Here is a 13,871-nt window from a genome sequence, read left to right as displayed (position 1 = left end):
CCGACCATCGCCAAGGATCAGCCTGGCAAATTGCTGACCCACCAGATGCAGGGGTCGCGCAAGTCCAAGGTCACGGTCGGTGAGGTCGAATATTCCGGTATTCCTTCCGAGACCTGTAACTCGTGCCACAACCGCGGCAAGCGTATCGGCGTGAGTTACCAGGGCATCATGGAATTCCCGTACGGTTCGCCTTACAACGAAAAAGGCGGAAAACAGCCGAAACTTCACACAAAGAACTATGTCTATGTGAAGGACGATCTTCACCATTCCATCGAATCGCGTGACGGCAACCCGGCCGGCGGCATGCTCTGCCAGGATTGCCATACCTCGATCGACATGCATGGCGACGGCAACCTGCCCGGCACCACCCTGGCGCAGGTGGAAATCGAGTGCGAGGACTGCCACGGCACGGTTTCCCGCTTCCCCTGGGAGCTGCCGCTGGGCCACGGTGAAGAGCACGCCACCGACATCGGCGACACGCCGCGCGGCCTGGCCGACGACATCACGCCGGAGCAGTACTTCGCCGAGGTCTACGACCCCGAAGACGGCTACCTGCTGACCACCCGCGGCAACCCCTTCGGAAACGTCGTCAAGCGCGGCTCCAAGGTCTTCCTGCACTCCGCCTCCGGCCTCGACTTCGAGATACCGGTGCTGAAGCAGATCGCGCTGGACGGCACCTGGAAGAGCCAGAACGCCGCAGTGGCCATGGGCGCAGTGGGCCAGCACATGGAATCCATGGAATGCTATGCCTGCCATGCCGACTGGGCGCCGCAGTGCTACGGCTGTCACATCACCGTCGACTATTCGGAAGGCAAGACCGACATCGACTGGATCAACAACGCCAACGCCCGTGGCGAGGACGGCCTGACCGCCGACGCGCCCTTGGGCACCAACGGCCTCACCTCCGCCGGCAAGGTCTCGGAGACCCGCTCCTACCTGCGCTGGGAAGAGCCGACCCTGGGCATCAACGGCGAAGGCCGCGTCTCACCCCTGATGCCGGGCTGTCAGGTGATCACCACGGTGATCGACAAGGACGGCAACACGGTGGTCCACAACGAGACCTGGATGACCCCGGATGCCGGCGGCACCAAGGGCCTCGACCATGCCGCCGTGCAGCCGCACACCGCCGGGCGCGAGGCGCGCACCTGCGAGAGCTGCCACGACAATCCCAAGGCGCTGGGCTACGGCATCTCCGGCGGACGCTTCATGAAGGGCTATGAGGACGGCTTCGTCGTCGATCTGGAAACGGCTCAAGGGCAAACCATCCCGCGGCAGACACAGTTTCAGTCGCAGCCGATCCCCAGCCTCGACCACGACCTCAGCCAGATCGTGACCCGCGACGGCAAGCAACTGGTCACCGTCGGCTCCCACTGGCCGCTGACGGGCCCGCTGCCCCAGGCGATGCGTGAGAAGATGGAGCGCACCGGCCTCTGCATGGGCTGCCACCAGAACATGACCAACGATGAGCTTTGGTCGCAGGTGAACTCGCCGCGCTTCGTCAACAACGAACAGCACCAGCAGGTCATGGATCAGGCGCTCCACGCGCTGGCCAAGGAGAAGGCCAAGGGCCAGCAGTAGCTCCGTTGAACCGGTCGGGGCGGGGCCGGCCCCGCTCTTGGCCGGGTTGACGGCCAGCACTGCCGGCCAGAATTGACAGAGAGAGGTTTCGGGAGGTTCTCATGCGCCCAGTCATTCTTGCAGCCCTGCTCGGCGGCCTCGCCACCTTTGTCGCCGCACCGGGCACGGCGTCCGCGCAAGCCTACAGCGCCCACGACCTCTTGAGCGCCTGCACCGTCGCCGACAACGATTCCCGCGACGGCTTCGTCGCCGAGCTGGAATGCGAGCAGTACATCATGGGCTTCGTCCACGCCCTGGCCGAAACCGGCGATACCTCCATCTGCGCCCCGGCCCGCAACACCGCCGACGAAATTCGCTGGGCCTATATGCGCTGGGTCCACCAGGACTACAGCACCCGCAAGGGCCTGTCGGCCGGCAAGGCCGTCATGGGCACTCTCAGCGACAACTTCGCCTGCCAGTGACCGCCGCCGCCCGGCGCTCCAGTGCGCCGGCCCGCTGTGCAATCATTTTTGCGTAGGGTGAGCCTCTGCCTCCGCGATGAGGCAGCGGAAGTCCTGGTATTTGCCGGCGGCGCTGCGCGGGATCTCGTCGTGATAGGTGATGCGGATGGGAAAGGCGTGGCCGCAGCGCTCCTGCATCCAGCCGCGGAGCTTCGCTTCTTCCTCGGGCGTCAAGGCGCGGTCTGACACGATCTTGAGTTCGAGATCGTCGACGGCGTGCTGGACGACCTGGTACTGGCGAAGCGCCGGGATCTTGGTGTACTGCGTAGCGCCCAGTTGCGCCCAGGCCTTGCGTCCGTCCGGGTAGACCAACACATCGCGGGTGCGCCCCAGGATTCGCTTCAGCACGGGCAGGCTCCGGCCGCAAGCGCAGGGCGCGCCGACCTCCGCCAGGTCGCCCACCGCATAGCGGATCATCGGCATGGCGAAGTTATAGAGGGAGGTGACGACGACCTTGCCGATTTGACCGGGCCCGCAGGCCGCGCCGCGATCGTCCAGCACTTCCAGGATCACCGATTCCGACTGCACGTGATAGGCACCCTCTTCCGGGCATTGAATGGCGAGGTAGCCGTTTTCCTGGGTGCTGTAGAGGTCAGCGATCTCCAGCCCCCAAACGGTGCGGCAGAGCTGGCGGACCTCCGGGTCGAGCAATTCGCCGAGGGTGCGAATCTGCCGCAGGCTGGGAATGCGCAGATCCCTGTCGCGGCAGAACAGCAGCAGCTCGCGCAGGGCCGAGGGATAGATCAGCAGATAGTGCGGTTGCTGACGCTGGAGCCATTCGGCCTGCTCCTCGATCTTGCTGGCAATGTGCAAGGCCACGGCGGGGCCCTCGCCGAAGATCTGGTTGATCGAGCTGTGCCAGTATGGCGAAACCGCGCCGTCCGGATAGTCCGCCACCCCATTCGCAAAGGAGCGGATGGCGGCAAGCTTTGCCGAGAAATCCCGCCGGTGCCAGAGATGCTCGCGCAGGTTAAGCACGTCCCACACAAGCTGCACTGCCCCGGATGTGCGGGCCTTGACCGGACGCCCGGTGGAGCCGCTGGTGGAAAGCTCGTAGGTGTCACCGTGACCCGCGGGCAACGTGGGTGCGTAGAGCGTCTCCCCGGCCTGCTGCAGGTCCGCCCGCGTGAGGACCGGCACCCGGTCCCAGATCTCAGGCGTCAGCGGCTCGCCCGGTTCGAAGCCCGCCGCCGCCAGACGTTCGCGGTAGAAGGGCACCTGCCGGCTGGCATGGGTGAGCAAGGCCGCCGCCTGGCGAAGCTGCTGCGCGCGAAGCGCTTCGGGCGACCACCACTGGCTCTGGTCGAGCTGTTGCAGCAGGGCGAGCTTCTGCGCCGCCTCTGGACTCGGCAGTGAAGGCCAGACGACGGTCGGGTCGGCGCTGCGCATTGGCCGGTACGCTGGGCGCCGGAGGTCGCTGGGCAGGTCGGGCGGCGGCGTCATGGCCTCCGGATAGCATCGATCGGCGCGCAGAGGCAAAGGCTTGGCGCCATCCTGCTCTGGATTTCGCGTGGATTCCGACCCGCGTTTCCGTGGGGCTTCACACCGTGTTAACGTGCCGCTGCCAACCTGGGCGCGGAACCGCCGGCGCGTTCAGACTGGTTGACGCTCAGCCTGACGCCGCCGTCACCCCTTCCGTCCCCTGCCGAGCACTGATCAGCGAACCGTGCAGCCCGAACCGAACCCCGCCCCTGATGGCCAGTCGTCCCTGACGGAGCTGGCGCGCGAGACGCGGCAGAGCTGGGCGGCGGCACTCGCCGCGGACGGCGTGCTGCCGGCGGGCCTTGACGCTGCGGCGCTGCAGGCGCGGCTCGCGGAGGCCGGGCAGGATCTGGTGGCGCGCATCGGCATCGCGATGCTGCAGGAGGGCCTGCTTCAGCCGCAGGTCTGCGGCGACGGCGAGGCGAAGGTGCCGGTTCCGCGGCCCGGAGACGAGACCAGCGTTCTTGTCCTGCACGGGCTGAGTCAGGATTCGCCGAGCCTCTACCCGAAGCTGCGACTGTTTCGCCAGAGCGGCAACCAGCACCCGACGCCCATCGAGGATCCCATCGAACTGCTCGAGTTCGTCGTGCCCGCCATGCAAGGCGCGCCACTGCAAGGCCTCTCGCGGGTTGCCGAGGAGCTGACCGACTCCTGGCTGAACGACGCCCTCTGCCGCGCTTATCGCGCGGCCTGGAACGAGCGTCTGCGCGAGACCATCCGGGCGGCGCGCCGGCCCACGCTCTGGGACTGGCTGCGCGACCGGCCGGAGCCGCCGGACCGGGCGCTCGACCTGGAGCAATGGAGCGCGGTCGGCCATCCCTACCATCCCACCCACAAGACACGCCTGGGCATGGCGCCCGCCGAGGTGCTGAGTTTCTGTCCGGAGTTCGAGCCGCAGGTGCAGCTCGGCCTAGTGGCCGCGCGCCGGGAGCGCTGCGGCGGCGAGACCATGGCCGGCGCCGCGCCGGGGGCGCTCTGGCTGGAGCGCCACTTCCCCGCGCAGGCAGAAGCCTGGCGGGAGGGGCTGATCGAACGCGGGCAGGACCCCGCCGACTACCTCGCCATCCCGGTTCACCCCTGGCAGGCACGCCACGTGATCCCGAAACGCTTCGCCCGGTCCATCGCCGCCGGCGATCTGGTGCCGCTGCCGGGCCCGGCGATCCCCTGCGCGCCGACGGTCTCGGTGCGCACCCTGGAGCCCCTGGCCGAAGCGGGCGCACCGCACATCAAGGTCTCCCTCGGGGTGCGGCTGACCAGTGTCGAGCGCACCATCTCGCCTCGGTCCTGCGAGATGGGCCCGCGCATCAGCGCGCTGCTGGAGAACCTGATCGCGCGCGACGCAACGCTCTCGGAGGGCATGCGCATCCTGCCCGAAGAGGCCGGGCTCTACTTCGCCGCGGCCGACCCGGAGGAGCGGGAGGAGGCCCGCCACCTGGCGGCGGTGCTGCGCCGCAATCCCGCCCTGGCATGCGGCCCCGACGAGATCGCGATCCCGGCGACCGCTCTGGCAGAGGCCTCGCCCATGACCGGCGCGCCGCTGGTCCTGGAACTCTCGCCGAGCACACTGGGGGCGGACCCTGCGGCAGTTCGAGCGGCCCTGGCGCGCTATGCCGAAGCGCTGCTGCGGCCGCTGCTGACGCTTTTCCTGCGCTACGGGATCGCCCTGGAGGCCCACATGCAGAACACCCTCGGGCTTTGCGGCCGCGACGGCGCGCTGCGGCGCTTCCTGTTCCGGGACTTCGGCGGCATCCGCATCCACGAGCCCTCGCTGCGCGCCGCCGGGCTGCCGCTGGAGGTGCATCCCGACCGCCTGACGGTCGTCGATGCGCGCGACGAGGTTCGCAACAAGCTGACGTCGCGCACCCTGCACTATCACCTCGGCTATCTCATCAGCCGCGTCTGCCGCCATCTGCAGACCGGCGAGGCGCCCTTCTGGTCCGATACCGCCGAGGTGGTGCGCGGCATCCTGGAGGATCTGCGCGGCGACGTCGCGCCGTCGATCTGGCGGCGCGAGCGGGCCGCCCTGCTCGACGACGACTGGGAGCACAAAACCAGCCTGCGCATGCGCATCCAGGGGCTTTCCGGCGACACCTACCGCCGCGGCCCCAACCCCCTGCGCTGGACCGGCTAGCCGGAGAGCCCTGACAACAGCCGCTTACGCCGGGGCCTCGAGCGGTTCGACGATATCCGCGGGGCCGGCATGGCCGATGGCGCGCCGCACGCGCTGGCGCGTGGCCTCCTCCTCATGGGCGAGGAAGGCCTCGAGCTGAAGCGGATGGCGTTGCCCCGCGTAGCGCAGCAGGTTCACGAGCCGCGAGGTTGCGTGCGGGAAGGGCGACATGCACTTGACCAGCCACGCGAAAAAGCTGCCGCCGATCGCCTCCTCCTGGCTGAGGAGTCCGGCCAGATTGATGTGCTCGCCGAGGGCACCGCCTACCATCGTCTTCTGCACGGCGGCAACCGCGCTTTCCAGATCGCCGTCGATGGCCAGCAGGCCGAGCTGGTCGCCTGATTTGACGACCGCCCTTTCATAGGGATAGAGCAGCAGGTTGAAGATGATGATCTTCTCAATCGAACTGATGATGACCTGCAACCAGGCAAAGCGGTAGTGCTTCGAGGCGAGCCCACCCACGAAGCGGGCCACAAGCCAGCGGACTTCGTTCTCGGGCCCGGCATTAGCCAGCACGTCGGAGTTCAGCAGGATGAACTTCCGGCGCAGCAAGGGCAGGAGCAGCGCGTTGTAGGTGCTCTGCTCGTAAACATAGGCGTCGATCTCTGTGTGATAGTCGAAGAGATCCTGGAATTCCCGGATCGCCGCGTGGATCTCGCTGAAGTTCTCCTCGGAGACCTTCACGCAGTTCCCCAGGAAGCGGGCGGTCAGCATTTTCATCAGGATCCAGGTCGACACGACAATGGACGTGACAACGACCAACGCCATGGTGAAGGACTCGAACGCAAAGAGAATTGCAGCCAGGCAAACCGGCACGATCACAATCATGGTGAGCCAGAACAGACCCGCTTCACTCGGATGGCGATGCGCATTGAGCTCTTGTCTGGTCATCTCGTTCCCTCCAGGTGAATGTCCGAAGCGCAAGGCACGGCCTGCCATCCCAAGAAGGCGCGCCGGCCCGCAGCCGTGCCGCTGTTCGGAAACCATCGGGACTGCGGGCGATCCAACGATCCCCGGCACCCGATCTTCCCTGAACATGAGTCTTATGGGCCGCGTTCGGCCGCTGCGGATGCCCCTTCGGGTCTCTATGGCTCACGGCCTTCGCGGACGTGGCCAGGGGCAGCGGCGCCTCTCGGCGGCGGCCATCCGGTCCCTTCCGGACCGGCCGGCACTGGCAAAAGCAATACGCGCAAAGGCAATCCGCGGTCAAAGGGATCGATGGAGTACCCCCCTTACGCCGCCGCCGGCCTCTCAAGGGTAATCCCCTCCCCCTTTCTCCCCTCGGGTCGGCCGGCGCCTGCACCGCTCCCTTGGCTCCGAGTCGGGATTGACCTGCGCAGGCCGGAGGGGCAAGGTCTGGGGCGGAGCCGGGGGCCAACGGGAAGCCTTGCGATGCAGACAAGCCCCCCGCTCCGCGGCAGGGTCTTGGGGGAGGCTGACAATGGGGCAGCGGATCAAGCAGATCACAATCGTCGGTGGCGGCACCGCCGGCTGGCTTTCGGCGCTGTTGCTGTCGCGCTACTTCAAGCAGCGGGCGGACGACCCCGAGACCCGGCGGATCACCCTGATCGAGTCGCCCAACGTGCGCACCATCGGCGTCGGCGAGGCCACGGTGCCGGCCATGCCCCAGCTCCTGAAGCGATCCGGCGTGCCCGAGCGGGAGTTCTTCAAGCGCTGCAACGCCTCCTTCAAGCTGGGCGTCTATTTCGACAACTGGAACCACGACAAAGACGGCAAGCGGATCGGCTACTTCAACTCCTTCATCCGGCCGCCGATGATCGCCGGCCTGGATGCGGCGCATCACTTCCTGCGCCATGGCGCCGAGGGCCGGGACTTCGCCGAGAGCTTCTCCCCCGGGGCCGCCCTGGTGCGCGCCTGCAAGGGGCCGCGGCGGCTGAACGCGAAACCCTACGAGGACGGCGTCGGCTTCGCCTACCACCTGGATGCCGGGCATTTCGCCGAGCTGCTGCGCGATGTCTGCCTGGCGCAGGGCGTCGAGCACATCCGCGACGACGTGGTCGATGTCGAGAAGACCGAGGACGGCTACATCGCCGCCCTGATGCTGAAGGAACAGGGGCGGCTGCCGGTGGAACTGGTGATCGACTGCACCGGCTTCCGCGGCGTACTGGTCAACGGCGCCCTGGGCGAACCCTTCATCGACTATTCCAAGTACCTCGCCAACAACCGCGCGGCGGCGGTGCAGATCCCCCACACGGACCCGCAGAAGATCGAGCCGGTCACCCGCTCGACGGCGCTGGGGGCCGGCTGGGTGTGGCGCGTGCCGCTGCACAACCGCGTCGGCACGGGCTATGTCTTCTCCAGCGCCCACCGCAGCGACGAGGAGGCCTGCGAGGAACTGCTCGCCCACCTGCGCGAGACCGCGGGCGAGGCCGCCAAGGACGCCACGCCGCGCATCATCCCCATCCGGGTCGGCCGCACGCGCAACCCCTGGGTCAAGAACTGCGTGGCCATCGGGCTCTCCGGCGGCTTCATCGAGCCGCTGGAATCGACGGCCATCTTCATGATCGAGATGAGCGTGCGCTGGCTGCTGGACTACTTCCCCGACAAGGATTTCGCCGAGCCGCTGCGCGCCCGCTTCAACAAGGTCGCCACCCAGCTCTACGACGAAGTGCGCGACTTCATCTGCCTGCACTATGCCCTGGGCAACCGGACCGACAGCCAGTACTGGATCGACGCCCGCGAAGAACTGGAGGTGCCGGACCCCCTCGCCGCGAACCTGGAGCTCTGGAAACACGCCCTGCCGACCCCCAACGACCTGACTTCCCAGTCGCTGTTCTCCTACCACGTCTTCCACGCCGTGATGCTGGGCAAGCAGGTCTATGACACCGGCTTCGCCGAGGCGCCCTACAGCACAGCGACACTCGACCGCGAGCAGTGGATGCAGCGCCTTGCGAAGATGCAGCAGGTGATCGACCGGACGGTGCAGTCCCTCCCGGACCACCGCCAACTGCTCGATACCATCCGCGGCGAGCTCGAGGAAGCACCCGCCCCACCGCAGAGCGTCCGCTTCTCCGCCCTCGCGCCCCCGGCCACCGTCGCCATCCCCGGCTACGGCACCCCGATGAAACCGGTGATCGTCAACAAACCGAAGACCGCGGTGAACAAGTAAGCGCGGCGACACGCAGATTCTGCCGGGCCTTTACCCGCGACACCCCGGGCGATTGCAGCCTGACGCGCCCCGCGCGCTTCGGCAGCGATATCGACTTCGGCGTCGACCCCCAAGGCGACGGTATGGTGGTACAGGTTGGGGTGAGGCCTTAGTAGCGTCTCCGGTAAGGGTCGGCCCTACCTTCAGCAACAAGCGAACCCATCTCAAACACGACAAGATTATATGTTCACTTTTTGTTCCGCTCATAGTACCATGAGCTGTGGTAGGAGCGGTAAGGAGGATGGCCTATCAGAGCTTTGTCATGAAGCCGATACAGCTGCGGTCAGTCGCCGTATAGCCTTCCAAAGCGTGGACTGAACTAGATCTGGCGAGCTAGGCTCGCAATCTGTGTTGAGTTGGGGAAACCGATGGCAGAATCGCAGATTGAATGGACAGACGCCACATGGAACCCGGTTGCCGGGTGCTCCATCGTTAGTGCTGGCTGCACAAATTGCTATGCGATGGAAATGGCTAAACGCCTCGAGACGATGCGCGTCGAAAAGTACAAGGACCTAACTCGCCAGAGTGGCAAACGGGTTATTTGGAATGGCGTTGTACGCGAAGATCGAGCTGCGCTTGAGATTCCTCTTCGTTGGAAAAAGCCGAGAAAAATATTCGTCAACTCCATGAGCGATTTGTTCCATGAAGGTGTGAGCGATAGCTTCATTCTTGATGTTTGGAAGATTATGGCTGCGACACCCCGCCATCACTATCAAATTCTCACAAAGAGACCTGGGCGTATGGCCCATATAGTGCGCTCTCAAGTTGGGCATGTCTTGTCAAATGTCTGGCTTGGAACCAGCATTGAGAACGAGGAAGTCAAGGAGCGTGCAGAGGAGCTGCGCGGAATTCCAGCAGCCATACGTTTTATTTCGTTCGAGCCCCTGATTGGTTCGGTCGGCCATATTGACCTTCAAGGAATCCACTGGGCAATTGTAGGGGGCGAGAGCGGCAGGTCTGCACGGCCAATCCAAGAATCTTGGATTGACGAAATTTACGATCAATGTGCGGAGTACGGCACTGCATTCTTCTTCAAGCAGTGGGGCGCTTGGGGTAAAGATAACAAACGTCGGTCGAAAAAAGCAAATGGCCGCGAGTACCGTGGCCAGATATGGAATGAAATGCCAATGCCAACAGCAGGGGCCTAGCCGGAGAAATGCTTAGCTTTCACTGACCGGCAAAGGAGGGGCGGTGGTCAAAAAGCAATATACCTGGAAAGATGGCGCGACGCTTCTTGAGCACACAAAGTGTAAACATGATGTTCTCAGGGAGTATTTTGCTCGCTATCTTGCGGTGCGTTGCCAGCTCCCGCAGCAGTCAAAATTTCGCCTAGTCATAGTTGAGGGCTTCGCGGGTGGAGGGCGCTATAGATGTGGGGCTCCCGGCTCGCCAATCATTTTCATCGAAGAACTCGTTAAAGCAATCGACGCGTTTAACTTGAAGCGTAGCTCAGAAGGGATGGCAGCCCTCGATATTGAGTGTTTTCTTATCTTTAATGACGAAGACCGAGATACTCTGAGTATTTTGAAATCTAACGTGGCACCGGTGCTCGCAGCGGCCAATGACGAGCAACCGCGTCTTCACCTACATGTTCAATACTTCAATGAACCGTTTGAGGATGCATATCCTGCAATCAAAGAGCTTCTGAAACAGGGGCGATATCAGAATGCCCTGTTCAATCTCGATCAGTGCGGCCATAGCGATGTTGCGCGCAGAACGCTTTCTGAGATAGCGGTATCGTTTACCTCTGCAGAGATATTCCTTACGTTCTCAATCACCTCTCTCCTGGCTTTCCTGCGCAAGGACAATCCTAAACTCGTTACTGATCAACTCGGTTTTCTTGGAATCTCATCTGCCGATCTATCTCCACTCGAAAGTCGAATGAACAATAAGGAATGGCTGGGAGCGGCTGAGCGATTGGTGTTTGAGTTTTTTCAGAGCTGCGCTACTTATGTCAGCCCTTTCTCTATCAACAACCCGGGCGGCTGGCGTTATTGGCTCATCCATTTCGCGAATAATTTCCGTGCAAGGCAAGAATACAACAACGTCTTACACAGGAATAGTACCATGCAAGCGCATTTTGGGCGCTCGGGACTTCATATGCTCTCATACGACCCAAGAGAGAGTACAAGCTCTCTTTATCTCTTTGATGTTTCCGGCCGCGCTCGCGCTAAGCAGCAACTTCTCGACGACATCCCACGACTCGTCACAGAGTTTGGCGACGCTATCGGTGTCGGTCAGCTCTATGCAAGTATCTACAATATGACCCCCGCGCATGCGGATGAGATCCATTCCGCAATGATTGAGAACCCAGACATGGAAGTGGTTACCGAACAAGGTGGAACTCGTCGTAAGCCAAACACAATAACTGTCACTGACACTCTTCGAATGAAGCGACAGTTTAGCTTTTTCCCGATGTTTCCGGTCGGCAAGTCCCAGACTTAAGACACTCACCCAATAGTGTTCTCCCATCTACTTCGTCGTCGACAACGCCGCCCTACCCCCGCACCCGCTCCGATTTCGGATCATACAGCGGCTTCAGGCTGGCCAGGGCCGGGACGCGCTCGCCCGCCACCTCGATCTCGTAGTTTGAACCCAGCACGTCGTCAGGTTTTTCCGTCGTCTCGCAGGCGATGTAGCCGAGGCCGATGGCGGCGCCCAGGTAGTGGCCGTAGTTGCCGGAGGTGAGGTAGCCGGCGATGCGGCCGTCGCGCCAAATGGGCTCGTTGTGATAGAGCAGCGGCTCCGGGTCCTCCAGCTTGAACTGCAGCAGGCGCTTGGAGAGGCCGAGCTGCTTCTTGCGCAGCACCGCCTCGCGGCCCAGGAAATCGCCGAAGCGCGAAGCCGGCTTGTCGGGCTTCACCGCGAAGCCGAGGCCCGCCTCCAGCACGTGGTCCTCGTCGGAGATGTCGTGGCCGAAGTGGCGGAACGCCTTTTCCATGCGGCAGGAGTCCAGCACGTGCATCCCGCAGAGGCGCAGGCCCTGCGGCTCGCCGGCGGCCATGATGGTGTCGAAGACGTGGCGGGCCATGTCCACCGAGACATAAAGCTCCCAGCCCAGCTCGCCCACATAGGTGATGCGGTGGGCGCGGGCCAGGGCCTGGCCGATCTCGATCTCCTGCATGGTCGCGAAGGGAAAGGCGTCGCCGGAGAGGTCGGCGGAGGTCAGCGGCTGGAGCAGGTGCCGCGCCCAGGGCCCCATGACGCAGAGCACGGCTTCGGCCGCCGTCACCTCGGTGGCGATGCAGTGGGCGTCCTCGGGGATGTGGCGCTGCAGCCAGGTGAAGTCGCGCCGGCCGACGGCGGCGCCGGTGATGACCAGGAAGGCGGTCTCCGAAAGGCGGGTGACGGTGAGGTCCGCCTCGATGCCGCCGCGCTGGTTCAGCCACTGGGTGTAGACGATCTTGCCCACGGGCACCGCCACGTCGTTGGCGCAGACCCGCTGTAGCACCGCCTCGGCATCGCGCCCCTCGACCCGGATCTTGGCGAAGGAGGACATGTCGAAGAGGCCGACGCCCTGGCGCACGGCATGGTGCTCCTGCGCGGCGTAGTCGAACCAGTTCTGGCGCTTCCAGGTGTAGCGGTACTCCGCCGCCTCCCCGGCCTCGCGCGCCTCGGGCGGCAGGAACCAGTTGGCCCGCTCCCAGCCCGCCACCTCGCCGAAGCAGGCGCCGCGTTCGGCCAGACGCTCGTGCAGGGGGCTGTGGCGCAGCCCGCGCGCGGTGGCGAACTGGCGGTAGGGGAAGTGGTCGGCATAGAGCAGGCCCAGGCTCTCGGTCGCCCGCTGATAGAGATAGCTGCGGTTGTTCTGGAAGGGCTGCATGCGCCGGATGTCGACGTCCCAGAGGTCGAAGGGCGGTTCGCCGGCGTCCATCCATTCGGCCAGCGCCTTGCCGGCGCCGCCGGCGGACTGGATGCCGATGGAGTTGAAGCCGGCGGCGACATAGAAGTTGCGCAGCTCCGGCGCCTCGCCCAGCAGATAGCGGTCGTCGGGGGTGAAGCTCTCCGGCCCGTTGAAGAAGGTATGGATGCCGGCGGTCTCCAGGATCGGCAGCCGCGCCACGGCGGCCTCCAGGATCGGCGCGAAGTGATCGAAGTCCTCGGGAAGCTGGTCGAAGCAGAAGTCCTCCGCGATGCCCTCCATGCCCCAGGGCTTGGCCTCCGGCTCGAAGGCGCCCAGCAGGATCTTGCCGGCGTCCTCCTTGTAGTAGGCACACTCGTCGGGGATGCGCAGCACCGGCAGCTCGCGCGGCAGATCGGCGATGCCTTCGGTGACGATGTAGAAGTGCTCGCAGGCGTGGAGCGGCACGTCGACGCCGGCCATGCGCCCGACCTCGCGGCCCCACATGCCGGCGCAGTTCACGACGAAGTCGGCGGCGATGGCCCCCTTGTCCGTGGTGACGCCGGTGACCCGCCCCGCTTCCTGGGTGATGCCCGTCACCTTGGTGTGCTCGAAGACCTTCACGCCCTTCTGCCGCGCGCCCTTGGCCAGCGCGAGGGCGATGTTGGCCGGGTCCGCCTGACCGTCCTTGGGCAGGAAGACGCCGCCGGTGACGCCCTCCAGGGAGAGCAACGGATAGGCGGCCTTCACCTCCGACGGCGTCAGCACCTGCACATCCAGGCCGAAGGTCTTGGCCATGGAGGCGCCGCGCTTAAGCTCCTCCAGGCGCTCGTCCGACAGCGCGACGGAGAGGGAGCCGTTCTGCTTGAAGCCGGTGGCGACACCGGTCTCTTCCTCCAGGGTGCCGTAGAGCTCGGCGGAGTACTTGGCGAGCTGGGTCATGTTCAGTGTGGCGCGGAGCTGGCCGATGAGGCCCGCCGCGTGCCAGGTGGTGCCGCAGGTGAGCTGCTTGCGCTCCAGCAGCACCACGTCCTGCCAGCCGAGCTTCGCCAGGTGGTAGGCGACGGAACAGCCGATGACCCCGCCGCCGATGATCACGGCGCGGGCCTGCTGTGGCAGATCGCTCATGGC

Annotated in this window: 10 protein-coding genes; 6 read left to right on the top strand and 4 right to left on the bottom strand. The window is 64.8% G+C overall.

The genetic code is table 11. The features are described from left to right. Positions 1-267 (bottom strand): hypothetical protein (locus Q0996_RS08270; RefSeq protein WP_299617551.1); only part of this gene is annotated, 267 nt, incomplete at its 3' end. Here Q0996_RS08270 and Q0996_RS08265 point away from each other — a divergent pair. Next, entirely contained in the window at positions 247-1,578 is a 1,332-nt protein-coding gene (locus Q0996_RS08265) for a hypothetical protein (protein WP_299617549.1), read from the top strand. The two genes, Q0996_RS08270 and Q0996_RS08265, sit on opposite strands and share 21 nt — an antisense overlap. Positions 1,579-1,679: 101 nt before the next feature. Beyond that, on the top strand, positions 1,680-2,039 hold the full coding sequence (locus Q0996_RS08260) for a Rap1a/Tai family immunity protein (RefSeq protein WP_299617547.1): 360 nt from the start codon (positions 1,680-1,682) through the stop codon (positions 2,037-2,039). A gap of 42 nt (positions 2,040-2,081) precedes the next feature. On the opposite strand, the gene Q0996_RS08255 is transcribed toward Q0996_RS08260, so the two are convergent. Further along, positions 2,082-3,467 (bottom strand): phenylacetate--CoA ligase family protein, encoded by a 1,386-nt coding sequence (locus Q0996_RS08255; protein WP_299617545.1) that lies wholly within the window; start codon positions 3,465-3,467, stop codon positions 2,082-2,084. 277 nt (positions 3,468-3,744) lie between these two features. Between Q0996_RS08255 and Q0996_RS08250 the strand changes: the two genes are divergently transcribed. Then, positions 3,745-5,691, top strand: coding sequence for an IucA/IucC family siderophore biosynthesis protein (locus Q0996_RS08250; RefSeq protein ID WP_299617543.1), 1,947 nt, complete (start codon positions 3,745-3,747; stop codon positions 5,689-5,691). Positions 5,692-5,715: 24 nt separating this feature from the next. Here the strand turns inward: Q0996_RS08250 and Q0996_RS08245 are convergent, their stop codons facing one another. Then, positions 5,716-6,717, bottom strand: a complete 1,002-nt coding sequence (locus tag Q0996_RS08245) for a hypothetical protein (protein WP_299617541.1) — start codon at positions 6,715-6,717, stop codon at positions 5,716-5,718. A 454-nt stretch (positions 6,718-7,171) separates the two neighbouring features. Here Q0996_RS08245 and Q0996_RS08240 point away from each other — a divergent pair, with 454 nt between their 5' ends. From Q0996_RS08240 to Q0996_RS08230, 3 genes are all read left to right on the top strand, one after another. Then, positions 7,172-8,860, top strand: coding sequence for a tryptophan halogenase family protein (locus Q0996_RS08240; protein ID WP_299617539.1), 1,689 nt, complete (start codon positions 7,172-7,174; stop codon positions 8,858-8,860). Between the two features lie 407 nt (positions 8,861-9,267). After that, positions 9,268-10,047 carry a DUF5131 family protein gene (locus Q0996_RS08235; RefSeq protein ID WP_299617537.1) on the top strand — a complete coding sequence of 260 codons (780 nt, stop codon included), beginning with the start codon at positions 9,268-9,270 and terminating at the stop codon, positions 10,045-10,047. A gap of 43 nt (positions 10,048-10,090) precedes the next feature. Further along, positions 10,091-11,344 carry a three-Cys-motif partner protein TcmP gene (locus Q0996_RS08230; RefSeq protein ID WP_299617535.1) on the top strand — a complete coding sequence of 418 codons (1,254 nt, stop codon included), beginning with the start codon at positions 10,091-10,093 and terminating at the stop codon, positions 11,342-11,344. A 52-nt stretch (positions 11,345-11,396) separates the two neighbouring features. On the opposite strand, the gene Q0996_RS08225 is transcribed toward Q0996_RS08230, so the two are convergent. Beyond that, positions 11,397-13,868 (bottom strand): FAD-dependent oxidoreductase, encoded by a 2,472-nt coding sequence (locus Q0996_RS08225; protein ID WP_299617533.1) that lies wholly within the window; start codon positions 13,866-13,868, stop codon positions 11,397-11,399. Between the last annotated feature and the right edge of the window lie 3 nt (positions 13,869-13,871).

The organism is Pelagibius sp., from assembly GCF_028289705.1.
GTDB lineage: Bacteria > Pseudomonadota > Alphaproteobacteria > Kiloniellales > Kiloniellaceae > Pelagibius.
The sequence above is the reverse complement of the archived record's forward strand: the minus strand, read 5'-3'. Positions and strand labels throughout refer to the sequence as shown.